The sequence below is a fragment of the Vibrio coralliirubri genome, from assembly GCF_024347375.1.
GTDB lineage: Bacteria > Pseudomonadota > Gammaproteobacteria > Enterobacterales > Vibrionaceae > Vibrio > Vibrio coralliirubri.
On the sequence record NZ_AP025470.1, the window covers coordinates 2,376,024 to 2,401,157 of the forward strand.

The window sequence follows — 25,134 nt, forward strand, 5'->3', positions numbered from 1 at the left end:
TATTATCTCTCTACCAGAAATAAACCGAACGCAGTACCAAGTTGAAATATTCATACGTAGCGCGTCAACCAATACTCGACACAGGCAAGAAAACCATAGGTTACGAGTTGCTATTCAGGGATGGTCCTAAGAACACTTTCCCTGAAGTAGAGCCGGAGCTCGCTACTAGCCGTTTGCTTTCCGATCACTTCTTATCGACCCACTACAATACGTTGGGTGATAAGCTTGGGTTCGTGAACTTCCCATATGCAAGCCTAATCAACTTAGTCCCTACTCTGTTCCCCAAAGAAAGCCTCGTTGTTGAGGTTCTTGAAGACTGCGAACCGACAGACGAGTTACTTGAAGCAATCAAAACCATCTTTGACGCGGGTTATACCATTGCGCTAGACGACTTTGTGCCAAGTAAAGCTTGGAAGCGCTTCTTACCCTACGTTTCGATTATCAAGTTCGATATCCGTTTGACGCCAATTGCCAAAGCAGCGATGTTTATGAACTCTCTCAAAGGGCTAGATATCAAGTTCCTTGCTGAGAAAGTGGAAACGTACGAAGAATACCAAGAAGCGAAAAAAGCAGGCTTCACCTACTTTCAAGGTTATTTCTTTAGCAAGCCAGAGATGATCCAGACGCGTGCGCTCAACCCGGCATTCCTGACGACCGTTCAGCTGTTAAAAGAGATTGCGCACGACCCTATCGACTTTGGCGAAGTCGAGCGTTTGATTACGCTCGATGTGACCATGTCTTATAAGCTACTTACCTACGTAAACTCCGCGGGTGGTTCACCAACAACGATTCGTTCATTCCGCCAAGCGCTTATTTACCTGGGTGAACAAAAGCTGCGTAAGTTCGTTTCACTGGTGGCTATCGCATCGGCGAAAGAAGATAAGCCCGACTCTCTTTATGGCTTAGCGGTCATACGCGCACGTCAGTGTGAACTCTTGGTTGAGAAGATGAATGTTAAGGTTGAGCCTGGACAAGCCTTTTTGACCGGTATGTTCTCTCTATTGGATTCACTCTTTGACCAACCATTGAAACAAGTACTCGATTCAGTGCCGATCGACCTAGAGATCAAACAAGCCTTGATTCAACGTAAAGGCGTGTTGGGTGCAGTATTGGCGATGGTGGTTGCGTATGAACAAGCTCGATGGGATGAAGCGACTCGTATTCGCCAGCTTCTCAAACTGAGTGAAGCTCAACTTGGTCAAGCTTATGACGAAGCGACGACTTGGGCACAAGAGTTATTATCTCCAGCGTTAAAATAGTAATCTTCGCGCTAACACTTTGATAATTTCAATAGAAACTAAACTTTGGTGAGCGATCGTTTCTTGGTAAACTCCCACGCATTCATTTATGGCCTCTTAATAGAGGCCATTTTTACAGGATCTGACTATGTCTTTATGCCCATGCGGTAGCAATAATACTTACCAACAGTGCTGTGAATCAGCGCACCTTAACCACAGTGCCGTTGAAACACCTGAGCAGTTGATGCGCTCGCGTTATTCAGCGCACGTGTTGGGTTTGGTTGACTATGTTGTTGCGACTTACCACCCTAGCTGCAATGCCGAAGCACAAAGAGAAGGCATCGCCGAATCTATCGACAGTGATTGGGCAGGGTTAGAGGTCATCGATACTACGGCAGGCTCGCACCAAGACGAAGGCTTTGTTGAATTTAAAGCTTACTTCAATGAAGACGGCGCACAATACTGTATGCAAGAGCGCTCGCGTTTCGTTCGTGCAAACGGCCTATGGTTCTATATCGACGGTGAGTTCCCAGAGCAAGAAAAAACTACACAGCCAGAAATCGATCCTCGCTTAAACCAAACGGTTGAAAGCTTCAAGATCGGCCGTAATGACCCATGTATTTGTGGTAGCGGAAAAAAGTATAAGAAGTGCTGCGGGTAACTCGCACGGCTAAGAAGTCAGATTAATAGAAGAGATTCCTATGTCGCTTAGGCTCCTCGGAATGACGTAACGTTAGAGTTTAGAAAAGTGACGCAGGGCTTCGAAAGCTTGAAATCTTGAAGCCTTGAAGCCTTGAAGCCTTGAAGCCTTGAAAATTAAAAAGCTAAAAAGCTAAAAAGCCCCGTAAACATATTTGTTTACGGGGCTTTTATCTATCTGTCACGTGGTTCGATTAATCTAAACAGAGCTTACTGATGACGCTCTTTTAGCTTGTTGACCACATCGTTCATCGATAAGCCTTGGTCTTGAAGAAGAACCATCAAGTGGTAAATCAAATCTGCTGATTCACACACTAATTCCGCCTTATCGCCCGACGTCGCCGCAAGCGCGACTTCAACGCCTTCTTCGCCCACTTTTTGCGAAATACGCTTGGTGCCACGGGCATATAAACTGGCAGTATAAGAAGACTCAGGGTCTGCGTCCTTGCGGGCAGCCAGTAGCTGCTCAAGCTGATGAAGCCACACCATCTGAGACTCTTCTTGCTTGTCTCCATCCCAACATGTTGTTGTTCCTGTGTGGCACGTTGGGCCAATGGGATTAACTTTAACCAGTAAGGTGTCGCTGTCACAGTCCAAGGCAATGTTTTGCAGTTGCAATACGTTGCCCGACGTTTCACCTTTCGTCCAAAGACGCTCTTTGGTGCGAGAGAAAAACGTCACATTGCCTGTTTCACCTGTTTTCTCAAGTGCCGCTGGGTTCATGTATCCCATCATTAACACTTGGCTCGATTGGTAATCTTGAACAATAGCTGGCACTAAGCCATCTACTTTTTCCCAGTTAATACGCTCTGACAATGCGCCTACTTCTGTTTTTGATAAGCTTTCGGTTTCAAAACTCATAGTCGCACCTCTACATCTTGTTGTTTTAAATACTGTTTAAGTTCACCAATATTGATGACTTGCTTGTGGAATACCGAAGCTGCTAGCGCTCCGTCCACATTGGTCTTCTTATAGGCTTCAGCAAAGTGCTCCATCGCACCAGCGCCACCAGAGGCAATCAATGGCACATTACACACTTCACGCACCATGTTTAACTGATCGATGTCATAGCCGTTACGAACGCCATCTTGGTTCATCATGTTTAACACAATCTCACCTGCGCCACGCCTCTGTACTTCCTGCACCCAATCTTTGGTTTCCCACTTGGTTGCTTTAGTACGCGCTTCATCGCCAGTGAATTGGTAAACCTGATATTTACCGGTTTCTTTATCGAAGTATGAGTCGATACCAACAACGATACACTGCACGCCAAACTTGTCAGCAAGGTCAGTGATCAGCTGTGGATTAGCCAATGCCGGTGAGTTGATTGATACTTTATCCGCACCAAACTCAAGAATGCGCGCTGCATCTTCTGCTGATTTAATACCACCAGCCACACAGAAAGGAATATCGATCACTTCAGCTACGCGTTTCACCCAGCTTTTATCGACCACACGGCCATCACTTGATGCGGTGATGTCATAAAATACCAATTCATCAGCGCCCTCTTCTGCATAGCGTTGTGCTAACGGAACGATGTCACCAATAATTTCGTGGTTACGGAACTGAACGCCCTTAACCACTTGTCCGTCACGGACATCCAAACAAGGGATTATTCGCTTTGCCAACATGCAAATGCCTCCTCTGCGGTAAACTTGCCATCAAGTAGTGCACGACCCACAATCACACCAGCAACACCGCTGCCTTTAAGCGCTTCGATATCAGCTAGGCTGCCAATGCCGCCCGATGATTGGAATTGCACTTGTGGGTACTGCTTACAAAGATCAACATAGAGCTCTACGTTTGATCCTTCTAGCGTGCCGTCACGTGAAATATCGGTACACAGAACGTGTTTAAGGCCAACCGTAAGGTAGTCTTCAATCAGCGCTTCAATGGTCACACCTGAATCTTCTTGCCAACCTGAAATCGCCACTTTGCGTGTGCCGCTTTCGTCAATATTGATGTCCAGAGCCAGCACGATTTTTTCCGCGCCGTACTTCTCCATCCAACCTTTCACCAACTCAGGTTGCTTAACGGCTGTAGAACCAACCACAACGCGCTGTGCGCCAGCTTCTAGCAGATCAACGACATCTTGTTCGTTACGCACGCCACCACCAATCTGGATGTTCGCAGGTGTGCTAGCAAGGAGCTTAGCAATCAAGTCTAACTGACGAGCCGTTGTGTCTTTTGCGCCCGTTAAGTCAACAAGGTGCAGCCAGCCAGCGCCAGCTTGGTGATACAGATTAAACTGCTCCGCTGGGTCTACTTTGTATTCTGTTACTTGCCCGTAGTCTCCTTGGAATAAGCGAACTACTTGGCCTTCAATTAAATCTAACGCGGGAATAATCATTTACATTCCTTATATGGCAACGTTAGCCGCTGCCTAATCCTTATTACAATTCCAAGAAGTTCTGAATCAGCTTAGAGCCAGCTTTCGAAGATCGCTCTGGGTGGAACTGAACACCATAATAATTGCCACTTTGAACCGCCGCAGTGAACGGATTACCGTAATCACATTGTGCGATTGTGTAGTCGCCCACTGGCATTGCGAAGCTATGAACAAAGTAGAAGTATTCGCCTTCTTCAATGTCTTTAAATAGAGGATGATTAGGTGTTGCCGTTACGGTGTTCCACCCCATGTGTGGTAATGGCAAGTCGCCCGTTTCAAGTAAACGAACTTCACCATCACACAAACCTAGGCATTCAACTAACTCGTCAGCCTTCTGGCCTTTCTCTTGAGACAGTTTACCTAACAGCTGCATACCTAAACAGATACCTAGCAGAGGCTTCTCTACTTGCTTCACAAGGGTAACAAGGTCACGCTCTTGCAGGTTCTTCATTGCCTCGCTTGCTGTACCTACACCGGGTAGGAATAGCTTGTCGGCAGCAAGAACCACTTCTGGTTCTTTTGAAATTTCAACTGCGTAGCCCAAACGTTCAATCGCAAACTTCACCGATGAAACGTTGGCACAACCCGTATCAATAATAACGACTTTTTGCTCTTTCATACCGAACCCTTACAGAACGCCTTTGCTGCTTGGCAACTCGTTACCTTCAACTTTGATTGCTTGGCGAAGAGTACGGCCAAACGCTTTGAACAGGCTCTCAATGATGTGGTGATCATTATTGCCATCAGAAGAAAGGTGTAGCGTACAAGCCAATGTATCGGTTAGAGAGCGGAAGAAGTGAACCACCATCTCGGTTGAAAGATCACCCACTTGCTCACGGCTGAACTTAGCATCGAACTTCAGGTATGGACGACCAGAAAGGTCTAGCGCACACTGAGCCAAACACTCATCCATTGGAAGGCTAAAACCAAAACGGCCAATACCACGTTTGTCGCCAAGTGCATCTTTCAATGCTTGGCCTAAAGCCAGAGCGGTATCTTCGACTGTGTGGTGATCATCGATGTGCAGGTCGCCCTTTACAGTCAGGTTCATTTGGAAACCACCGTGTGTCGCGATTTGATCAAGCATGTGATCGAAGAAACCCATGCCGGTATCGATCTTGTTGCCACCAGTTTCATCAAGGTTTACTGCAACCTTGATATCGGTTTCTTTAGTGGTACGAACTACTTCAGCAATACGCGCATTAACCGTCAGATCTTTAACGATTTGTGGCCAGTTAAGCGTGCCTTCTGTTTCCGCATCCGGGCCATATTGAATACCGCGGATAGCCATGTTCTCTGCCAATTGAAGATCCGTCATTCGGTCGCCAATCACAACAGAGTGTTGGAAGTCGACTTTACCGCCTTGTAGGTACTCTTTAACCATACCCAGTTTAGGCTTGCGGCAAGAGCAGTTGTCTTCATCAAAGTGAGGGCAAATAAGCACGTCGTCAAACTTAACGCCTTGAGATTCGAAGAACTCCATCATCATATTGTGTGGCGCATCGAAATTTTCTTGTGGGTAGCTGTCGGTACCTAGGCCATCTTGGTTAGTGACCATCACTAAGCGATAACCAGCATCTTGCAAAGCAAGCAGGCTAGGAATCACTAGCGGTTCGAATTTTAGCTTGTCTAAACGGTCTACTTGAAAGTCAACTGGCGGCTCAACAATTAAGGTGCCGTCACGGTCTATAAAAAGTATTTTCTGTTGTTTACTCACTTGAACTTCCTTTTAATTTTAAATCTGGTGGCCTAGCTAAATTCAAACGCTAACCCAAAATATTGGTTTCATTTGCCAGCCTGCGATTAATCAAATCAAACTGGCAAATGTTATTACTGGTAAGCCTTTCGTTACTGATAAAAGTTACGAATGAATCCAAGTGTCTTTTCGCACTCTTCGCGGTTACCAATACTAATACGAACACAGTCTTCAATGGGTGAATTACGCAAAATGATTCCTGTATCCCAAGCCGCTTTAAATAACTCATCACCGTTCGGAAATTTCACCAGTAGGTAGTTACCCCAACCATCAAATACCGTCACTTGAGGCATGCCTAATAAGCCCGCTTGCAAATACGCTCGGTTAGCACTTAAATCCAGAACTTGGAACTTAGCTCGCGCTAGTCCTTGCTCTGAAAGTGCTTGAACGGCAATATCAGCAACAGGGATTGGCACAGGATAAGGCGCAATCACTTTCAACAGTACATCGATAAGCTCTTTATTCGCTAGCGTAAAGCCACAACGTAAGCCCGCCAAAGCAAAGGCCTTCGACAAGGTGCGCAGAATCGCTAGGTTTGGGTATTGCTCAAGCAAATCAACGGTTGACGCTTCTGGACAGAAATCGATATACGCTTCGTCCATCACCACAATCGCTTTGTCTTGTGTCATTTCAAGCAACTTGATGATGTCTTTACGATCAACCAAATTACCGGTTGGGTTATTTGGGCTACAAACAAACACCACTTTTACGTTGTCGAGTTGCTCTTCGATAGCTGGAAGATCCAATTGCCATTCAGACGTCAGAGGCACAACCTTACGCTCAACACCAATCGTCTCTGCACTGATTGCGTACATACCGTAAGTAGGTGGGCAGTAAAGAATAGCGTCTTCGTTCGGCTCACAGAAAGCACGAATCAGTAATTCAATGCCTTCGTCAGCACCACGTGTTGTCAGGGTTTGCTCTGACTTCACGCCTGCGTATTGAGCGTAAGCGTCAATCAGCTCTTTTGGCTGACATTCGCTGTAACGGTTAAGACGAGACAAGTTCAGGTTGTACTCGTTATCAAACGGAGATTCGTTGGCGTTCAACCATACATCTCCGCTGCCACCAATGCGTCTTGCAGACAAGTAAGGTGTCAGAGCCTGAACTTGTTTTCTTGCTAACTTTTCCATGCCCTACCCTTATTTCGCTTTATTTAACTTTTCAACTCGGATGGTCACAGCGCGTTTGTGTGCATCCAAGCCTTCGGCTTCCGCCATTGTTACTACTGTTGGCGCTAGGCCTTTCAAACCATCAGCCGTTAGCTCTTGAACCGTCATTCGCTTAGAGAAATCAGCCAAACCTAGGCTTGAATACGTCTTGGTATAGCCGTAAGTCGGAAGAACGTGGTTTGTGCCTGATGCGTAGTCACCTGCAGATTCTGGAGACCAGTCACCCAGGAAAATTGAACCTGCATTGTCTAACAATGGCAGCAATTCACGTGGATTCTTGGTTTGAACGATCAAGTGCTCAGGGCCGTAGAAGTTCGAAATCGCAATCGCTTGAGTGAGCGATTCAGCAATGATGATTAAGCTTGAAGCCAATGCTTGCTGAGCGATGTTCGCACGAGACAGTTCTTTCAGTTGCTTCTGAACCGCTTCTGTTACTTGGTCTGCAACCACTGGAGATGGTGTTACTAGGACAACCTGAGAATCAGGACCGTGTTCCGCTTGGCTCAACAAATCCGCTGCGATGAAGTCTGCATCTGCAGTTTCATCGGCAATCACTAACACTTCAGACGGACCCGCTGGCATATCAATCGCCGCGCCGCGGAAGTCATTGCTTACTTGGCGTTTCGCTTCGGTTACGTAGGCATTACCCGGGCCGAAGATCTTATCGACCTTAGCCACACTCTCGGTCCCGTAAGCCATTGCAGCCACCGCTTGACCACCACCAACGTTGTAAACCTCGTCGATCTTACAAAGCTTAGCGACATACAAGATTTCATCAGCGATTGGCGGAGGTGAACAAAGTACAACCTTACGACAACCTGCGATTTGAGCAGGAACACCTAACATAAGAACCGTTGACGGAAGTGGCGCACTGCCACCTGGAATATAAAGGCCAACAGTATTAATAGCGCGTGTCACTTGCTCACACACAACACCAGGCTGCGTCTCAACCTTAATTGGCTGTGGCTTTTGAGCTTCGTGAAACTTAGCAATATTGCTATAAGCTTGCTCTAACGCTTGCTTCATCTCTGGTGTTAGACGAGCACACGCCTCTTCGATCTCACCTGAACTGACTCGGATAGATTCTGGAGTCACACCATCAAACTTTGCGGTCAGCTCTCTAAGCGCGGCATCGCCTTCATTTCGTACTTTTGCAATAACATCAGAAACAGTCGCTGTGATGTTTGCACCTTCAGTAATAGCTGGACGCTCTAATACCGAGTCTTGCTGTGATTCACTTAAAGATTGCCAAACAACGGTTCTCATCGTCACTACCCCATCATTTTTTCGATTGGTAATACTAGAATCGAGCTCGCACCCAACTCTTTCAGCTGTTCCATTGTTTCCCAGAACAAGTTCTCTGTACTTACTAGGTGAACGGCAACTTTGTCTTTGTCTGTTGATAGTGGAAGAACCGTTGGATCTTCAGCACCAGGCAGTAGTGCTTTGATTTGCTCTAGTTGAGATGTTGGCGCGTGAAGCATGATGTACTTCGACTCTTTCGCTTGTTGAACACCCTGCATACGAGTCAGTAGTTTTTCAATCAATGCGGTTTTATCTGCGTCGAACTCACCAACACGTTGAATCAGTGTTGCTTTAGATTGAAAGATAGCTTCTGCTTCTTTTAGGCCGTTTGCTTCTAGCGTTGCGCCTGTAGAAACTAAATCTGCGATAGCGTCTGCTAGACCTGCGCGAGGCGCCACTTCAACCGAGCCTGTTAGCATACAAGTGCTGAATTCAACACCCTGCTCGTCCATGTAGGCTTTCAGTAGTTGTGGGTAAGTTGTCGCAATACGTTTGCCCGCAAGATCTTGTGGGCCGTTGTAGACTTCATCTTTGTTGATTGCGATAGAAAGACGGCAACCACCGAAGTCTAAACGACGTAGTGTGCGAAACTCTGATGGCTCTTTTAGAGCAACACGGTCTAGGCGAACTTCTTCTAGTTCATTTTCACCGATAAAACCAAGGTCAACCACACCATCCATGATAAGACCTGGGATGTCATCATCACGAACTAATAACAAGTCGATTGGCATATTTAGTGAATGAACAACTAGGCGCTCACCCATGATGTTAAATTTAACACCACATTTTTTAAGTAGGTCTTGGCACTCTTTACTTAAGCGACCTTTCTTTTGAATTGCGATTCTTAGGCGTTGTGTCTGCATTGCTGTATCCCTGTGCAAATATTTGAATTTATTGATTATTTAAAAGCGCTAAAACTAAAAAACCCTCGGAAGACTTTGTCATCCCGAGGGTTTAAATCTAAATTCTTTGACTTAACCTCCGGGAGAATTCTTGCTCCCGGGTATACGTAAATCTCCCCGAAAGACTAGATAGGGTGATGATGGTGATGAATGTTCATTACTAATTTACGCATACTTATAAGCTCTTCAGTTGTTTGCTTTCTTATCTCCACACTAACTAAGCTGAGATCCTTTTTCAACCATTTATTCGAACTTTTTTCACGAAACTTAAAATTAAATTAACAAGCACAAAAAAGGGAGGCCAATGCCTCCCTGATAGTTTACTGATTAGCTTTCAGTTTTAGCTTTTGCACGTCGCCATTTTGCAGCGAGAGAAGTAAGCCAATGCAAAACATACAGCCACAAACGTTAGAGACGCTGCGCCAAATGCGATGCCAATTGAAGATGTCATACCTAGGGTAATGAAACCAATGCACGATACGAACGCTACAGACAGCGCGTATGGAAGCTGAGTCGATACGTGGTCAATGTGGTTACAACGAGCACCAGTAGACGACAGAATCGTTGTGTCTGAGATTGGAGAACAGTGGTCACCAAATACAGCACCTGCTAGAACCGCACTTAGCATCGGCAGAATTAGCGCGATGTCAGATGCCGCAGCCATGTCGCCCGCGATAGGTAGCATGATACCGAACGTACCCCAAGATGTACCTGTCGAGAAAGCCATAATGCCAGCTAGAAGGAACAAGATAACGGGTAGCCAGTGGTAATCAATGCTGCCGGTTACTAGAGACGATAGGTAAGAGCCTGTTTTCATGTCGCCGATTACAGAACCGATAGTCCAAGCGAACACAAGAATTAGGATAGCGCCAAACATAGAGCTTGCACCAATCCACATCGTTCTTGCGATGTCTGCCATAGACAGCTTCTGTTTGAATACAGTTGCTAGAGCAACGATTAAGCCGATAACGCCACCGTAAACAAGTGACTTACCTACATCTGTATTTTCAAACGCGCCTAGAAGGTTAAACGCTTGACCATCAGCAGTCAGCGCTTGGCCACCGGTGTAAAGCATCGCGGCAACCGTCGCTACGATTAGCGATACGATTGGCATAACCAGATCAGAAACTGAACCGTTTTCGCTCTCTTCGATATCTAGCTCTTCGTTTAGATCGTGAGCTTGCTTTTGATCGTTGTCGCCTTCAAAGCCACGGCCTTGAGATGCTTCGATCTCATGCTCACGCATCTTACCAACGTCTAGACCGAACCATGCCACTGCAAACACCATTAGTAGTGCGAATACAGCGTAGAAGTTCATTGGGATAAGACGAACGTAAGCACCCAGTGCAGAATACTCTGTCACACCGTGCGTTACTAAGATGCCACCAATGATAGTGATGATGTAAGCACCCCAGCTAGAAGCAGGCATGATCACACACATAGGAGCAGCCGTTGAATCTAGGATATAAGCAAGCTTAGCGCGAGATACGTAGAAACGGTCTGTTACAGGACGAGAGATAGCACCAACCGCTAGGCTGTTAAAGTAGTCATCAACAAAGATGAATACACCTAAGAAAGCAGCAAGTAGTTTTGAACCACGTTTGCTCTTAACACGAGACTGTGCCCACTCCGCGAATGCGCGAGTACCGCCAGACAGTGTTAATAATGCCGTTGTCATTCCAAGAATAATTAGGAATGCAATGATGCTCATGTTCCAAGTGTTGATGCCACCATCTTCCATGAAAACACCAGATGCTTTAGTAAACACGTAACTAGCTGCGTTACCTACTGAGTAGTCAGCAAGTAGAATCGCACCCATGATGATACCGACACCCAAAGAAACCAATACACGGCGGGTAACAATAGCAAGGCTCAAAGCCACAAGGGGCGGAAGCAAAGATAAAGGTGATGTTGCAAAATCTATTAAATTCATGATCTTCAAAAACCAGTTTTTTATTTGGCTAGAGATCTACTGCAGACAAACTTGATACGGCTGACCAAGCTCATGTTGAACTAAGCGAAAGGGAAGTGAACACTTCACCCAACCCTACAGTAGCGCTCCATAGTTTAAAATTAAGACTATGGCAGTGTTGTACCTATTGAGCACAACCCCAGCAAATTGCTTAGATATACAATTTACTTCGGCAATTACACCTTTCATTCCCGTTCATTGGCATCACCCCAACGGAAGTTACTTTTTATAATTGCACCTCTACGTGCGATAACATTATTAACCGTGTAAACCAGAGTTTAACAACAAATTAACCAATACCTCGCATCAGGTAGCCGCAATTGTACCCATCAAGAGCAACAATGCAACATATCATTCCGAGAAAAATAGCTTTTTGCTAATGAACTAATCAATAAGAGAATAGTCTACATAAGTTAACTACTCCACCAGTCACATATCAGTTTTTAAGATAATCTTAATAATTATTATAAATTCGATAGAAATACGGCTCTGAATTTTCAACTATTCATCTCACTTTTATATTTAAATATGTAATAGAAGAAATACTATTTGTTTTATTCCTAGGCTCTGTTTATTATTAGGAAGATTATTTAGTTTACCTTGATGGAAAATATCATGTCTGAATTAACAAAAACTCTATTAAATATCCGCAGCCTTCGTGCGTTCTCACGTGAATTAACTCTTGAGCAACTTGAAGAAGCGCTAGACAAGCTGACTATTGTTGTACAAGAGCGTCAAGAGTCTGAAGCTGAAGAACGTGCTGCTAAAGCAGAGCAAGAAGCTAAGCTTTCTGCTATTGCTGAACAAATTGCAAAAGACGGAATTGATGTTGCCGATCTTATTGCTGCACTTTCTGGTGAAGCAAAATCTAAAACAACAAAAGCTAAACGCGCTCCTCGCCCAGCGAAATACAAATACGTAGACGCAAACGGCGACGAGAAGACTTGGACAGGTCAAGGCCGTACGCCTTCAGCTATCCAAGAACAGCTAGATGCTGGTAAATCTCTAGAAGAGTTTGCTATCTAAACATTTAGTTTACTTAGTGAGTAATCAATTACACGCTAAGCAATAGAATTAATATTTAAGTCGACCAAAGTATTATTTACGACTTCAATATATTCAGAAACAAAAAAGGCTCCTTTCGGAGCCTTTTTTATATTTGTACTACCAGTATTAGAAACTAACTGATACTGATAGTACTACTGATTAAAGAAAGTAACTTATCTTTCCCAGTACGCTTCTTCTAGGCTATCTTCTCTTTCAGGAAGGCCACGAGATAAACGTGGAGAGTGTTGAACCAACACTTCATAGCTAGCACGGTTAGAATATTTACAAACTTGTGAGAACGAAGAGTACGTCAAGAATGAATGTTGGTGCTTACTTGAGTTAGGCACGTTTTCCTTGTGGTACTTATTAGCAGCCATATCATGTAATAAAGCTGATAACGCAGCATCACCTGCACCATTGGTATTTTTGATCTTTTCTGGACCACCCATGTATGGTGCAATGTGCGAATACACTTTAGTTGGGTTTTCACATAAATCTTTATGCGCAGGACGGCTAAATTCAAAACGGTTGAATTCAGCAATTGAACCTGGAAGTAAAGGCAGTGACGTTTCACGCTTAGCTGCATCTTCTGTATAACCAGCCATAAATAGGCCAACAGGTCCCGCAGTACATAGAACAAGGTCTACCCACTCTAGCGCTTTATCTGATGCAGCCAGTGGATCGCTTTCACCCGTTAATGCTTCCGCTTCGTCTTCATTCATTGCAACAACCGTTACGTGTTGCTCAAGGAAGTCTTTCCAGAATTCTGGATCATCTTGAATGACGAACTTAGTACCTAGTGTAAGAACGACTGGCACATCGTATTTCTTCGCGTATTCGATCGCTTTCATTGTTGCTTCAGGCATCGGGTCACCTGGCTTACAACGAACTAAATAAGCGGTTAAAACTAAAGCAGAAGCACTTTTGAAGATTTTTTCAGGAATGCTTTCTGGTTTTAATTGGTTCATTTGTCCTTCGCTGATTGCGAAAGTACGTTCACCGTCTTCTGTAATTAATGCAAAGCAGCGACCAATTGCGCCATCTACCCCTTGTAAATGGTTCAGATCCATTCTGCTTGATGTATTACATAAATAGCGGTAACCGTAGCTACCAATCTTAATATCTTGGCTCATTACACCTAACAGTGTAGAACGGTCATCCGCTAACACTGAATAGTTGTGTAATGTGTTACCAATTGTGCCACCAGCGTATTCATTGGTAATCAGGCACTGTTCTTTTAATTCTTGATATAAAGATTCAGCGGCTGCGTCGCCAATAACCAGTGAATGTCCCTTGCTCAAACCATACTTCTCAATAAGTTCAGAACTCACCTTTGCTTCAATATCCACCAATGTTTGGTCAATACCGATAATATGAGTGCGTGACATTCTTTTACTGCTTTGAGCTTGGCTCACTAGAGGATCACGAGCGTGAACCGGAAAGTAGTGCTTTGATTTACGTTGTCCAGGGAATTTCATAGGGCTAGTCTAAGTCAAGGGGAAATAGGTGGCGGATTCTACCGCGCTATATTTAACGCGGCAATCTTTCAAACTATAGCAAACGTTTGCTGAAGGTTTTTTTTATTCGCCTTCCATAAAGCTTAAATCAGGCAGCATGCCTAAATGCTCTGCGTAACGTTTTTGATTAAACTCCGCGCCGTTTTTCATAACGTCAAATACTTCAATTGCCAGTGCACATGCCATAGCCGCAATTGCTTCTTCACGTGGAGTGCCAGTCATCATTAAACGCATCAACGTCTCTTTCACTTTCACTGGTTCGCCATCTTCAAGCTGGTTCTCGATAATCTCAATCAGCTCTTCTTCTTGCATAAATTCGTTTTGTTCAGACATTTTTTTATCTCAGGTCTTGGATTTCGAGCGACTATGCCACATATACTTCTGACATCCTAGCGACTCACCTCGCTCTCATGCGATTCTCTAACAAAGTCAGCGCACTATTTGTGCAAATGAAACTGTGATTCCGGTCTCGGATCTGTCACGGCGTTTCTCTTTCTGTTAGAATCTGCGACCAAGTAATAGTAACGGTGTTTAGACATGTCAGATATCAGCTCTGGAAACAGCGAAAAGAAAGTAATTGTCGGTATGTCCGGCGGTGTAGATTCGTCAGTATCGGCGTATCTTCTTCAGCAACAAGGCTATCAGGTAGAAGGCCTTTTCATGAAAAACTGGGAAGAAGACGATAACGAAGAATACTGCACGGCAGCTGAAGATCTTGCTGATGCTCAAGCGGTATGTGACAAACTAGGTATCCACCTTCACACTATCAACTTTGCTGCAGAATACTGGGACAACGTATTCGAATACTTCCTTGAAGAGTACAAGGCAGGTCGTACACCTAACCCAGATATTCTTTGTAACAAAGAAATCAAATTCAAAGCATTCTTAGAGTTTGCGGATGAAGTGCTAGACGCAGACTACATTGCGATGGGTCACTACGTTCGTCGTACTTTCCCAACTCAAGAAGAGCTTGATGCTGGCGTAAAACCAGAAATGCTACGCGGTCTAGACAGCAACAAAGACCAAAGCTATTTCCTATACACGCTAAGCTCAGATCAAGTGGCACGCAGCCTATTCCCTGTCGGTGAATTAGAGAAGCCAGAAGTGCGACGTATTGCTGAAGAGCAAGACTTGATCACAGCGAAGAAGAAAGATTCAACAGGCATCTGCTTTATCGGTGAGCGCAAGTTCACTGAGTTCCTTGGCAAATACCTACCAGCACAACCGGGTAACATCGAAACACCTGAAGGCCAAGTGATTGGTCAACACCAAGGTTTGATGTACCACACGCTAGGTCAGCGTAAAGGCCTTCATATTGGCGGCACTAAAGGTGGCGGCGGTAACGAAGAACCATGGTTTGTTGGTGAAAAAGATCTGAAGCGTAATGTTCTGATCGCAGTTCAAGGTAAAGATCACCCTCTTCTAAAATCAGAAGGTTTGATCGCTTCTCAGCTTCACTGGGTAAATCGCACACCAATTACTGAAGTTATGACATGCACGGTAAAAACACGTTACCGTCAAACCGATATTCCTTGTACAATCATCCCAATTGATGATGAGAACATTAAGGTTATTTTTGATGAACCACAGATTGCTGTGACCCCAGGTCAATCGGCAGTGTTCTACCTAGACGACGTTTGTCTTGGTGGCGGTATCATCGAAAAGCGCATCTAATCAAATCGACGAACAACATACGATAGAAGACAACTAGGAGTTACTACGTGGCTAATACACTTTATGACCGTACTATTGCTTTCGCCGGAATTTGCCAAGCAGTGGCTTTGGTTCAACAAGTAGCGAAAGACGGCCATTGTGATAAAGATGCCTTCGAAGCTTCACTCAATGCTATTTTAAATACCAACCCGGCGAACACCGTGGGCGTATTTGGACGTGAAGCGAACCTAAAGCTTGGCCTTGAGTGCTTAGTAAAAGGTATCGATAGTACTCCAGCTGGTAGCGATATTACTCGCTACATCATCAGCTTGATGGCTCTTGAGCGTAAGCTATCTTCTCGTAACGACTCTATGTCTCAGCTTGGCGATCGCATTCAAACTGCAGAACGCCAAACTGAACATTTTGATCTGTTTGACGAGCAAATGATCAGCAACCTAGCGAGCATCTACCTTGATGTTGTGAGCCCTATTGGCCCACGTATTCAGGTTTCTGGTACGCCAGCGGTACTTCAACAGACATCGAGCCAGCACAAAGTTCGTGCACTCCTTCTGTCAGGAATTCGAAGCGCTGTTCTTTGGCGCCAGGTTGGTGGCAAACGTCGCCATCTTATCTTCGGTCGCAAGAAGATGATCGAGCAGGCTCAAATCCTACTAGCTCGAATGTAATTAATTAGCTCGCGCCTCGTCGCGAGCTTGTTTTTTGTATCAATACAACTCTCACGCAAACGATTGCGCAATGTGCGTGACAATTGAGATTGTTACTGGTATAAACCTCTCAAAATTTAGAAAACTCAATTCAGGAGAACACCATGGAACTGTCAGCATTGACTGCTGTTTCACCAGTAGACGGCCGTTACGGAAGTAAGACTATTGCATTACGCAGCATCTTTAGTGAGTTTGGACTACTAAAGTACCGCTCTATCGTTGAAATTCGTTGGTTACAAAAGCTTGCAGCAACTGATGCAATCAAAGAAGTACCAGCGTTCAGTGCAGAAGCTAACCAGTTTCTTGATGAACTAGCCGCTAACTTCAGCGAAGAAGATGCTCTGCGTATCAAAGAGATTGAGCGCACGACAAACCACGACGTTAAAGCGGTTGAATACTTCTTGAAAGAGAAAGTTGCTGGCGTTCCTGAGCTTCACGCAGTTAACGAATTCATTCACTTTGCATGTACCTCTGAAGACATCAACAACACATCTCACGCGCTTATGCTTAAAGAAGCTCGTGACACAGTGATTCTTCCAGAAATTCGTAACGTAATCGATGCTATCAAAGCTCTTGCGAACGAATACCGTGATATTCCTCTTCTTTCTCGCACACACGGTCAGCCAGCTTCTCCTTCTACTATGGGTAAAGAGATGGCTAACGTTGCGTACCGTATGGAACGTCAATTCAAGCAAATCGAAAGCGTTGAGATCCTAGCGAAAATCAACGGTGCTGTAGGTAACTACAACGCTCACCTTTCTGCATACCCTGAAGTTGAATGGCACCAATTCAGCGAAGAGTTCATCACTGAATCTCTTGGCGTAACTTGGAACCCGTACACAACTCAAATCGAACCTCACGATTACATCGCTGAGCTATTCGACGCTGTTGCTCGTTTCAACACGATCCTTCTAGACTTCGACCGTGACGTTTGGGGCTACATCGCTCTTGGTCACTTCAAGCAGAAGACTATTGCTGGCGAAATCGGTTCTTCTACAATGCCGCATAAAGTTAACCCAATTGACTTCGAAAACTCTGAAGGCAACCTTGGTCTAGCTAACGCAGTATTTAGCCACCTGGCACAAAAACTTCCAGTTTCTCGCTGGCAACGTGACCTAACTGACTCTACGGTTCTTCGTAACCTAGGTGTTGGTGTTGGCTACGCAATCATTGCATACACTTCAACTCTGAAAGGTATTAGCAAGCTAGAAGTTAACCGTGAGGCGCTACTTGCTGAACTAGACAAGAACTGGGAAGTACTGGCTGAACCAGTACAAACAGTAATGCGTCGTTACGGTATCGAGAAGCCATACGAGAAGCTAAAAGAGCTAACTCGTGGTAAGCGTGTAGATGGCGAAGGCATGCGTGCATTCATCGACGGTCTTGAAATCCCTGCAGACGAGAAAGTTCGCCTGAAAGAGATGACACCAGCGAACTACATCGGTCAAGCAATCGACCTGACTGACAAGCTGTAAGATTCGAACAAACGAATAAACAAAGGCTTCCCATGTGGAAGCCTTTTTGTTGCGTAGAACAAATGTTTCGAACAGTAGCCCCTAAGTAAAACAACCGTCGTCAATCTAACCTGACTTCTCCAATTAGCCTACCGCATTCAAATACTGCAAACCGCATTAGACAAACACCCGTTCCTTTTCTTAAGCAGCAAGTACAAAAAAGGCTCCCCGAAGGAAGCCTTTAGAATACATATTACCGCTTAACGAAAGCAGCTTTAGAGATTACATGTTACGTAGAGAAGCAATACGCTTATCTAGCGGCGGGTGGCTCATTAGAAGCTCAGTTAGAGACTTCTTACCGTTGATACCAAACGCCATCATAGAACCTTCTAGTTGTGGCTCGTGGCTCACCTTTAGACGCTCTAACGCTGCAATCATCTTCTCTTTACCTACCAAGTGCGCTGCACCTGCATCAGCATGGAACTCACGATGACGGCTGTACCACATGGTAATGAAGCTCGCTAGGAAACCAAATACCAGTTCCAGCACCATAGAAACACCGAAGTACACCATCATGTTGCTGCCACCCTCTTCTTCGTTGTCATTCGACGCAACAATGTTGGCGATGAAACGAGATAGGAAGATAACGAACGTGTTCACAACACCTTGCATTAGGGTCATGGTCACCATGTCACCATTCGCGATGTGGCTAACTTCGTGAGCTAATACCGCTTCAGCTTCGTCACGCGTCATACTGTGCAGAAGACCCGTTGATACTGCGACCAATGAATCATCACGCTTAGCGCCCGTTGCAAATGCGTTGATGTCTGGCGAATCGTAGATCGCCACTGTTGGCATACCAATACCAACTTGTTGAGATTGACGGCTTACCGTCTCCATCAACCAATGTTCTGTTTCGTTACGTGGGCTTTCAATGACCATGCCGCCTACAGAGCGTAGCGCCATTTTTTTCGACATCATTAATGAAATGAATGAGCCGCCAAAACCAAATACCGCAGCCATCACCAATAAGCCTGAGAGGCTACCGGGTTGCATACCTGTAACTGCGTATACAATATTAAGAACAACACTTAGTACCAATACAACCGCTAGGTTGGTTGCAAGGAACAACATTACTCGCTTCATTACTTATCTCCGCATGAAAGCTGTTTTTATAAAACTTATTGTTATAGACAAGGCAGACAGCAATAGATTCCAACCTTGAAGATTTATACTTACTTATACATATAGTCTTAGATTAAGAAAACAAGGTTAAGCATTAAATTGCAACATTTGATTACGAGACCATATCCGAATTAAATCCACTCTATTAGACCTAAGTCGTATGGTGTCGATATAACAATCCGTTTACAGTGACTTCAGATGATTTATTGGCTAGTCCATGTACAAAAAGGGAAGGATCATGGTTGAAGGTACTAACACTCAAATGGCTATCGATTTACTGTGCTGTCACCTAGGGATTACTGAAGAAGAAGCGAAAAAGCAGATTGGAATCCTAACACCGCAAACGGCACAGACAAAAATCACAGAAACTCAGCAAGCTTTAATGGGACTGACGAAAGAACATTAATTCTAAGCTTGTTTATTAAAAGACCGGTTGTTTATCAACTCGAGGTCTAAAGGCTTAAAATAGCAAAAGGGCTGCAATCGCAGCCCTTTTCTTGTTTAGTACATAACGTAGTAATTAAAGCGCAAGCAAAGGCTGCACATCAATGTACTTACCAATGTTCTTAGACTTCGCTTTCGGTACGTAAGGGATTTCACCTAACTTTGGCGCACCTAGCTTATCTTCAAGCATCGCAATAATATCTGCGTAGTGCTCAGTACCTGGATTGATACGGTTTGCGACCCAACCTACTAGGTTTAGTCCATCAGCACGAATCGCTTCTGCCGTTAGTAGAGCATGGCTCAAACAACCAAGTTTAATACCTACAGTAAGTACTACTGGCAGCTGCTCTTTCTTAACCCAGCTAGACAGGTATTCGTCATCTGAAACCGGCACACGCCAACCACCAGCACCTTCAACTAATACGATGTCAGAGTTTTGCTTATGCTCTTCCAGCTTTGCAGATAATACGGCTTCATCAATCACCACACCGTCATGCTTTGCAGCGATGTGAGGCGATGACGGTAACAATAGTGCATACGGGTTTACGTCTTCGTAAGCAATATCTTGCGTCGCCGCTTCTTGAAGATGCAGAGCATCACTATTTCGTAAACCTTCAGGGTATTTCTCACACCCTGCAGCAACTGGCTTATAACCAATTGTCGATAAATCTTGTGCGGCCAAAGCTTGAAGAATCGCTTTTGAAACCACAGTTTTTCCCACTTCGGTATCCGTACCTGCAATAAATAATGCATCAATCATAATTGAATAACCCCTAAACAAACTTGATATGTTGCTGGCAAGAAACCTTGATGGTTTTTAAACTCTCGATATTCCCGTTCAACAAGCTGCAACATGCTGCGACTTGTTAAACCCTGTGAGCGACCACTTACGTGATTAGCGCCGATGCCTTTAAGGTCGCGCATCAGTTCAAACGCAGTGTCGTACCAAACGGTGATGGTGGGCAAGTCTAGTTGATGAACCGTACAGCTAGATTGCGCTAACGCAATTTTTACCTGATTGATTGTAATAAAATGGTTAACGTGTTGATGTGCGTCAATTTTGGACCATGACTTTTTCAACTCAAACAGTGACCCATCAAGCAAAGTTGAGAAAATAACACACCCACCAGCCGCTGTAACACGCTTCATCTCTCTCAAAGGCGACGACAAGTCATCACACCATTGCAACGCAAGGCTAGAGAAAACGATGTCAAAACACCCATCTTCAAACGGCAATTGTTCGGCATCGGCTTGTTGATATAAAGAGACCGATGCACCACACCGCTTCTCTGCTGTTGCTAACATTCCAACAGAAAGATCAGCGCAAACCACTTCGGCGCCTCGTTTTACAAGTTGCTCTGAGAAATAGCCAGTACCACAACCTAGATCCAGCACCTTAAAGCCTGACAGATCGCTGGGTAATTTATCCAGTAATCGGTGGCCAACATCGCGTTGAAATTCAGCGTGTTTGTCATAGGTTGTTGCCGCTTTACCAAAGGCTTCGGCAATCGCACTCTTATCTTGGCCAACGTAATTATGCACTACTGCTTCTTGTGACATTTACTGAGCCTCTTTATTTGATTCAAAGCTTGGATGGATACCCGGTTCATTGCTTAAGTCGATGTTTCGCTCAATGGCTTGATGCAACGACCTAGTTAACTGGAGAATCTGTTCATGGCTATGGTTAGCCGTTAACGTGATTCGTAATCGAGCGGTTCCAGCAGGAACGGTTGGCGGCTTTATTGCGGTCACCCAAACTTGGTTTTGCTTTAACTCTTCAGCGATAGATAATGCTGCCTGAGCTTCACCTATCACAAATGGCTTAATCGGAGTCTGAGTATCCACAAAGCCTTGCAAGCCGCTCATCTGCTCTGCATAAAGAACCCCTAACTCAGTCAGCTTTTCTCGGCGCCATTCTTGAGTTTGAATCATCTTACAGGCATGAGACAAAGCCACCGCTTGTGAGGGTGGCATTGCCGTAGAGTAAACATGATGACGAGCAAACTGAGTTAGATAGTCACCGACTTCTGACGAACACAAAACAGCAGCACCAGATAGGCCAAATGCTTTACCAAAAGTGACGACTAGAATATCGGGTGAGATTTGTGCCGCACTGCAACTCCCTGCCCCTTTATCACCTAACACACCGATACCGTGGGCATCATCAACCGCCAACCAACTGTCGTATTGATTTGTCAGGCTAGAGATACGCTCGAGAGGAGCTTGGTCGCCATCCATGCTAAACACACCTTCAGTCACGACTAACGATTGCGGAGAGCGACTCAATAGCGACTCTAGATGTTGCGTATCGTTGTGCTTAAAGCGTTTCATGGTTGCAGGTGAAAGCATCCCCGCTTCCATCAAAGAGGCGTGATTAAGCTTGTCTTGCAGCAGAGAGTCGTCTTTTTCGAGCAGAGAAAACAACAAGGCTTGGTTGGCACTGAAACCAGAACTAAAGAGAATGGCACGTTCAAAACCCAACCATTCACACAGCTGAGCTTCTAAATTTCGATGGGCAGGACTAAAACCCGTGACCAATGGCGATGCCGCACTGCCAGTACCATACTGAGAAAGTCCCGCTTGCCACACCTCTACCAATTCAGAGTCGTTCGCCAAGCCTAGGTAATCATTACTCGAAAAATTAATAAAGCGAGAGCCTTCGCAAGTAAGCAAAGGGCCATTACTGTTTTCGAGTACCTTGAGTTGACGAGTTAGCCCCTGTTCACGGCGTTGAACAAGGGCATCTTTGATACGGGATTTAAACAGTGGCATCGTAGAACATGTCATCTTTCGTTGGACGAGCAGCAACGCGCTCCACCACTTGATCTAACAGTTCGTTTTCTTGAATTTCATCAGGCTTCTGAGCCACTTGTTGGCTGTTGATGCCTAACTTCTTAAACAGCTGCATGTCCGTGTCTTCATCTGGGTTTGGCGTAGTCAGTAGCTTACAACCGTAGAAGATAGAGTTCGCGCCAGCCATGAAGCACATCGCCTGCATCTGTTCGTTCATATTCTCGCGACCTGCAGATAGACGAACCGCAGACATTGGCATCATGATACGAGCAATCGCAATCAACTTAATGAAGTCAAAAGATTCAACATCATCGACGTTTTCCATCGGTGTGCCTTTCACTTTCACGAGCATGTTGATTGGTACACTCTCAGGGTGTACCGGAAGGTTCGCTAGCTCTACCAGTAGACCTGCACGGTCATTGGTACTTTCGCCCATACCAATAATGCCACCAGAACAGATCTTCATACCGGCATCACGCACGTGGGATAACGTATCTAAACGATCTTGGTAAGTACGAGTGGTGATGATGCTGCCGTAGAACTCAGGAGACGTATCAAGGTTGTGGTTGTAGTAATCCAAACCTGCATCCGCTAGCTCGCCGGCTTGATCTGGCGTTAACATACCTAGCGTCATACAAGTTTCTAGACCCATGCCTTTCACACCTTTGATCATATCAGTCAGGTGAGGCATATCGCGTTCTTTCGGGTTTTTCCATGCCGCGCCCATACAGAAACGAGTCGAGCCTGCGTTCTTGGCTTTTTGCGCTGCATCTAAAACACGCTCTACTTCCATTAGGCGCTCTTTGTCGACATCCGTTCGGTAGTGAGCACTTTGAGGGCAGTACTTACAGTCTTCAGGACAAGCACCGGTCTTAATCGATAGAAGCGTACTCACCTGCACGTGGTTGTGCTCTTGGTACTGTCTATGAACCACTTGAGCTTCAAACATTAAATCCATAAACGGTTTTTCAAGCAGCGCTGTTACTTCAGCAACTGTCCAGTCATGACGAACTTCCACGTGTCGATCCTTTTTATTATTTGATGTTTCATCTCTATCAATAGAGATTGCATTTATGCTTGGCTAGTCTACCGACAAGCTTTAGACTGTCAACACATTGATAATATCAAAAGTTTACATCTGGTTATTTTTTAATCACACCAAGAATGGAAGTTACTATGGATCTCGCCTTTGATCGCCAGCATATCTGGCATCCCTACACATCAACGTTAACACCTCTGACCTGCTACCCAGTCACCAACGCAGACGGTGTTTACCTAGAATTAGAAGGCGGAAAACGAATTATTGATGGTATGTCATCTTGGTGGTCAACCATCCACGGCTACAATCATCCAGAGCTAAATGCCGCCGCTCACAGTCAAATTGATAAGGTTTCACACGTTATGTTTGGTGGTATCACCCACCAACCCGCTATCGATTTATGTAAGAAGCTTTTGAAACTCGCGCCAAGTAATCTTGAGCATGTATTTTTGGCCGATTCAGGTTCAGTAGCCGTAGAAGTTAGCCTCAAAATGGCACTGCAATATTGGCACGCTAAAGGACAACCTCGTTCAAAGTTCCTCACACTAAGAGATGGTTACCACGGTGATACCTTTGCGGCGATGTCAGTGACCGACCCTGACAACTCAATGCACAGCCTCTACAAAGGCTTTTTGCCTGAACACATTTTCGCTGATTCTCCAAAAACAGGTTTTTGGGAACAATGGGACGCTAACGACATAAACAGCTTTCGAGAAAAGCTGGCAGCACACCATCAAGAAGTCGCAGCCGTGATCTTAGAGCCTATCGTGCAAGGGGCTGGCGGCATGCGCATCTACCATCCTGAGTTCCTAAAACAGGTTCGCTTACTGTGTGATGAATTCAATGTATTACTGATCTTGGATGAGATTGCGACCGGGTTTGGCCGTACAGGGAAACTGTTCGCTTGTGAGCATGCCGATGTTCAACCGGACATCTTATGCGTAGGCAAGGCTTTAACTGGTGGCTATATGACATTGTCAGCGACGCTTGCGAGTAAAGAAGTCGCCGACACCGTATGTGGCGGTGAAGCGGGCTGCTTTATGCACGGACCAACCTTTATGGGCAACCCGTTGGCTTGCGCAGTCGGTGCGGCAAGTTTATCCATCATCGAGCAAGGTCATTGGAAAAATCAGATTCAGCAGATTGAACAGCTTTTCTCTGAGTTGCTACCACCGTTGCGAGAGCATGATCTTGTCAAAGACGTCCGTTGGCTGGGCGCGATTGGCGTCGTTGAAACCCACATACCTGTCGATATGGAAACCATCCAAGCTCACTTTGTAGAGCAAGGCGTTTGGATCCGTCCATTTGGTAAGCTAATTTATATGATGCCTCCATTTATCAGCGAACCTGAGCATATCGAGAAACTTGTTTCAGCCATTGATAAAGCTCTACAACGATCAGCTTGCTTCAAGTCAAATTGATATAAATAAAGCCAAATAGAAATTCCGAAAATTTATAAGTATATAAGCCGAAACGCCGCCTTTAGAGTGCTAAAGGTGGCTTAGTCACAAGGCAAATAATCAGAAAACCAATAAGAACATCTCAAACTGATATTTTATCTATGATTCCACCCTGAAGAATCTCACAAATAAATTTAATCCTCTCCATAAAAAGAATTAGCAAAAGAGTGTTACCTATCGGGTCAATAGCCGCTTAAAATACAAGCTATTTTTTGTCGGATATTATGATGATCTTCCTCATTCGATTCATTCTAGAATCCAATCAGCTAATTCAATTCGACTGTACTTAGATAATAAATAGTAACGAAAGCTTGTATCAACTTGGTAGAAACAGAGTTCTCTGTTTTGTCGATCGTGCAAGACAGCAACGCAGACCGTAATCGC

24 protein-coding genes, 1 riboswitch and 1 other annotated feature are annotated in these 25,134 nt (G+C 44.9%); of the genes, 8 read left to right on the forward strand and 16 right to left on the reverse strand.

Features of this window, described 5'->3' with window-relative positions; translation table 11 throughout:
- Positions 1-41: 41 nt before the first annotated feature.
- Positions 42-1,259 (forward strand): EAL and HDOD domain-containing protein, encoded by a 1,218-nt coding sequence (locus OCV20_RS10785; protein ID WP_048614506.1) that lies wholly within the window; start codon positions 42-44, stop codon positions 1,257-1,259.
- Positions 1,260-1,386: 127 nt separating this feature from the next.
- Complete coding sequence (locus OCV20_RS10790) at positions 1,387-1,899, forward strand: YchJ family protein (protein WP_086773711.1); 513 nt, start codon at positions 1,387-1,389, stop codon at positions 1,897-1,899.
- A gap of 248 nt (positions 1,900-2,147) precedes the next feature.
- On the opposite strand, the gene hisIE is transcribed toward OCV20_RS10790, so the two are convergent.
- The 9 genes from hisIE to OCV20_RS10835 form a co-directional block, all read right to left on the reverse strand.
- Positions 2,148-2,798: a bifunctional phosphoribosyl-AMP cyclohydrolase/phosphoribosyl-ATP diphosphatase HisIE gene (gene hisIE / locus OCV20_RS10795; protein ID WP_086773712.1), complete on the reverse strand. Its 651-nt coding sequence runs from the start codon at positions 2,796-2,798 to the stop codon at positions 2,148-2,150.
- A complete protein-coding gene (gene hisF, locus OCV20_RS10800; protein ID WP_086773713.1) occupies positions 2,795-3,568 on the reverse strand; it encodes an imidazole glycerol phosphate synthase subunit HisF in 774 nt (257 codons plus the stop codon). The genes hisIE and hisF overlap by 4 nt, the downstream gene beginning before the upstream one ends.
- Complete coding sequence (gene hisA, locus OCV20_RS10805; RefSeq protein ID WP_012604374.1) at positions 3,550-4,287, reverse strand: 1-(5-phosphoribosyl)-5-[(5-phosphoribosylamino)methylideneamino]imidazole-4-carboxamide isomerase; 738 nt, start codon at positions 4,285-4,287, stop codon at positions 3,550-3,552. Before hisA ends, hisF begins: the two co-directional genes overlap by 19 nt.
- A 43-nt stretch (positions 4,288-4,330) precedes the next feature.
- Positions 4,331-4,945, reverse strand: coding sequence for an imidazole glycerol phosphate synthase subunit HisH (gene hisH, locus OCV20_RS10810; RefSeq protein WP_017060268.1), 615 nt, complete (start codon positions 4,943-4,945; stop codon positions 4,331-4,333).
- 9 nt (positions 4,946-4,954) lie between these two features.
- Entirely contained in the window at positions 4,955-6,043 is a 1,089-nt protein-coding gene (gene hisB / locus OCV20_RS10815; protein ID WP_086773714.1) for a bifunctional histidinol-phosphatase/imidazoleglycerol-phosphate dehydratase HisB, read from the reverse strand.
- Positions 6,044-6,174: 131 nt separating this feature from the next.
- Positions 6,175-7,215, reverse strand: a complete 1,041-nt coding sequence (gene hisC / locus OCV20_RS10820) for a histidinol-phosphate transaminase (protein WP_052879872.1) — start codon at positions 7,213-7,215, stop codon at positions 6,175-6,177.
- A gap of 9 nt (positions 7,216-7,224) precedes the next feature.
- Entirely contained in the window at positions 7,225-8,526 is a 1,302-nt protein-coding gene (hisD, locus tag OCV20_RS10825) for a histidinol dehydrogenase (protein ID WP_048617710.1), read from the reverse strand.
- A complete protein-coding gene (gene hisG, locus OCV20_RS10830; protein ID WP_048617711.1) occupies positions 8,526-9,422 on the reverse strand; it encodes an ATP phosphoribosyltransferase in 897 nt (298 codons plus the stop codon). The genes hisD and hisG overlap by 1 nt, the downstream gene beginning before the upstream one ends.
- A gap of 53 nt (positions 9,423-9,475) precedes the next feature.
- Positions 9,476-9,611, reverse strand: a sequence feature (His leader region).
- Positions 9,612-9,801: 190 nt separating this feature from the next.
- Entirely contained in the window at positions 9,802-11,394 is a 1,593-nt protein-coding gene (locus OCV20_RS10835) for a Na+/H+ antiporter NhaC family protein (protein ID WP_086773715.1), read from the reverse strand.
- 112 nt (positions 11,395-11,506) lie between these two features.
- Positions 11,507-11,684: riboswitch (Lysine riboswitch) on the reverse strand.
- Positions 11,685-12,048: 364 nt separating this feature from the next.
- Here OCV20_RS10835 and OCV20_RS10840 point away from each other — a divergent pair.
- Positions 12,049-12,459, forward strand: a complete 411-nt coding sequence (locus OCV20_RS10840; protein WP_017060262.1) for an H-NS family histone-like protein — start codon at positions 12,049-12,051, stop codon at positions 12,457-12,459.
- 194 nt (positions 12,460-12,653) lie between these two features.
- Here OCV20_RS10840 and OCV20_RS10845 read toward each other — a convergent pair whose 3' ends face one another.
- Together OCV20_RS10845 and OCV20_RS10850 are read right to left on the reverse strand one after the other, a co-directional pair.
- The gene (locus OCV20_RS10845) at positions 12,654-13,958 is read right to left on the reverse strand and encodes an inosine/guanosine kinase (RefSeq protein ID WP_017065317.1); all 1,305 of its coding nucleotides are present in this window, start codon (positions 13,956-13,958) and stop codon (positions 12,654-12,656) included.
- Positions 13,959-14,060: 102 nt separating this feature from the next.
- Positions 14,061-14,330, reverse strand: coding sequence for a hypothetical protein (locus tag OCV20_RS10850; RefSeq protein ID WP_010439986.1), 270 nt, complete (start codon positions 14,328-14,330; stop codon positions 14,061-14,063).
- Between the two features lie 204 nt (positions 14,331-14,534).
- Here OCV20_RS10850 and mnmA point away from each other — a divergent pair, with 204 nt between their 5' ends.
- The 3 genes from mnmA (at position 14,535) to purB (ending at position 17,850) form a co-directional block, all read left to right on the forward strand.
- Complete coding sequence (gene mnmA, locus OCV20_RS10855) at positions 14,535-15,671, forward strand: tRNA 2-thiouridine(34) synthase MnmA (RefSeq protein WP_048609389.1); 1,137 nt, start codon at positions 14,535-14,537, stop codon at positions 15,669-15,671.
- Positions 15,672-15,718: 47 nt separating this feature from the next.
- Positions 15,719-16,336 carry a high frequency lysogenization protein HflD gene (gene hflD, locus OCV20_RS10860; RefSeq protein WP_019822494.1) on the forward strand — a complete coding sequence of 206 codons (618 nt, stop codon included), beginning with the start codon at positions 15,719-15,721 and terminating at the stop codon, positions 16,334-16,336.
- Between the two features lie 143 nt (positions 16,337-16,479).
- Positions 16,480-17,850: an adenylosuccinate lyase gene (gene purB, locus OCV20_RS10865; RefSeq protein WP_086773716.1), complete on the forward strand. Its 1,371-nt coding sequence runs from the start codon at positions 16,480-16,482 to the stop codon at positions 17,848-17,850.
- 261 nt (positions 17,851-18,111) lie between these two features.
- On the opposite strand, the gene htpX is transcribed toward purB, so the two are convergent.
- Entirely contained in the window at positions 18,112-18,975 is an 864-nt protein-coding gene (gene htpX / locus OCV20_RS10870) for a protease HtpX (RefSeq protein WP_048617716.1), read from the reverse strand.
- Positions 18,976-19,252: 277 nt separating this feature from the next.
- On the opposite strand from htpX, the gene OCV20_RS10875 reads away from it, so the two are divergent.
- Positions 19,253-19,420, forward strand: coding sequence for a hypothetical protein (locus tag OCV20_RS10875; RefSeq protein ID WP_017078977.1), 168 nt, complete (start codon positions 19,253-19,255; stop codon positions 19,418-19,420).
- 114 nt (positions 19,421-19,534) lie between these two features.
- Here the strand turns inward: OCV20_RS10875 and bioD are convergent, their stop codons facing one another.
- From bioD to bioB, 4 genes are read right to left on the reverse strand one after another with little or no spacing between them, the layout of a single operon-like run.
- Positions 19,535-20,218, reverse strand: a complete 684-nt coding sequence (gene bioD / locus OCV20_RS10880; protein WP_048617718.1) for a dethiobiotin synthase — start codon at positions 20,216-20,218, stop codon at positions 19,535-19,537.
- Positions 20,215-21,018: a malonyl-ACP O-methyltransferase BioC gene (gene bioC / locus OCV20_RS10885; protein WP_086773718.1), complete on the reverse strand. Its 804-nt coding sequence runs from the start codon at positions 21,016-21,018 to the stop codon at positions 20,215-20,217. The genes bioD and bioC overlap by 4 nt, the downstream gene beginning before the upstream one ends.
- The gene (gene bioF / locus OCV20_RS10890) at positions 21,019-22,230 is read right to left on the reverse strand and encodes an 8-amino-7-oxononanoate synthase (protein ID WP_086773719.1); all 1,212 of its coding nucleotides are present in this window, start codon (positions 22,228-22,230) and stop codon (positions 21,019-21,021) included.
- On the reverse strand, positions 22,217-23,269 hold the full coding sequence (bioB, locus tag OCV20_RS10895) for a biotin synthase BioB (RefSeq protein ID WP_016792500.1): 1,053 nt from the start codon (positions 23,267-23,269) through the stop codon (positions 22,217-22,219). The genes bioF and bioB overlap by 14 nt, the downstream gene beginning before the upstream one ends.
- 158 nt (positions 23,270-23,427) lie before the next feature.
- Here bioB and bioA point away from each other — a divergent pair, with 158 nt between their 5' ends.
- The gene (gene bioA, locus OCV20_RS10900) at positions 23,428-24,711 is read left to right on the forward strand and encodes an adenosylmethionine--8-amino-7-oxononanoate transaminase (RefSeq protein WP_086773721.1); all 1,284 of its coding nucleotides are present in this window, start codon (positions 23,428-23,430) and stop codon (positions 24,709-24,711) included.
- Positions 24,712-25,134: the final 423 nt, after the last annotated feature.

Coding starts and splice junctions, on each gene's coding strand:
- OCV20_RS10790 (WP_086773711.1), top strand. CDS start 1,387: ATGTCTTTATGCCCATGCGGTAGCAATAATACTTACCAACAGTGCTGT.
- hisIE (WP_086773712.1), bottom strand. CDS start 2,798: ATGAGTTTTGAAACCGAAAGCTTATCAAAAACAGAAGTAGGCGCATTG.
- hisF (WP_086773713.1), bottom strand. CDS start 3,568: ATGTTGGCAAAGCGAATAATCCCTTGTTTGGATGTCCGTGACGGACAA.
- hisA (WP_012604374.1), bottom strand. CDS start 4,287: ATGATTATTCCCGCGTTAGATTTAATTGAAGGCCAAGTAGTTCGCTTA.
- hisH (WP_017060268.1), bottom strand. CDS start 4,945: ATGAAAGAGCAAAAAGTCGTTATTATTGATACGGGTTGTGCCAACGTT.
- hisC (WP_052879872.1), bottom strand. CDS start 7,215: ATGGAAAAGTTAGCAAGAAAACAAGTTCAGGCTCTGACACCTTACTTG.
- hisG (WP_048617711.1), bottom strand. CDS start 9,422: ATGCAGACACAACGCCTAAGAATCGCAATTCAAAAGAAAGGTCGCTTA.
- OCV20_RS10835 (WP_086773715.1), bottom strand. CDS start 11,394: ATGAATTTAATAGATTTTGCAACATCACCTTTATCTTTGCTTCCGCCC.
- OCV20_RS10840 (WP_017060262.1), top strand. CDS start 12,049: ATGTCTGAATTAACAAAAACTCTATTAAATATCCGCAGCCTTCGTGCG.
- OCV20_RS10845 (WP_017065317.1), bottom strand. CDS start 13,958: ATGAAATTCCCTGGACAACGTAAATCAAAGCACTACTTTCCGGTTCAC.
- OCV20_RS10850 (WP_010439986.1), bottom strand. CDS start 14,330: ATGTCTGAACAAAACGAATTTATGCAAGAAGAAGAGCTGATTGAGATT.
- mnmA (WP_048609389.1), top strand. CDS start 14,535: ATGTCAGATATCAGCTCTGGAAACAGCGAAAAGAAAGTAATTGTCGGT.
- purB (WP_086773716.1), top strand. CDS start 16,480: ATGGAACTGTCAGCATTGACTGCTGTTTCACCAGTAGACGGCCGTTAC.
- htpX (WP_048617716.1), bottom strand. CDS start 18,975: ATGAAGCGAGTAATGTTGTTCCTTGCAACCAACCTAGCGGTTGTATTG.
- OCV20_RS10875 (WP_017078977.1), top strand. CDS start 19,253: ATGGTTGAAGGTACTAACACTCAAATGGCTATCGATTTACTGTGCTGT.
- bioD (WP_048617718.1), bottom strand. CDS start 20,218: ATGATTGATGCATTATTTATTGCAGGTACGGATACCGAAGTGGGAAAA.
- bioC (WP_086773718.1), bottom strand. CDS start 21,018: ATGTCACAAGAAGCAGTAGTGCATAATTACGTTGGCCAAGATAAGAGT.
- bioF (WP_086773719.1), bottom strand. CDS start 22,230: ATGCCACTGTTTAAATCCCGTATCAAAGATGCCCTTGTTCAACGCCGT.
- bioA (WP_086773721.1), top strand. CDS start 23,428: ATGGATCTCGCCTTTGATCGCCAGCATATCTGGCATCCCTACACATCA.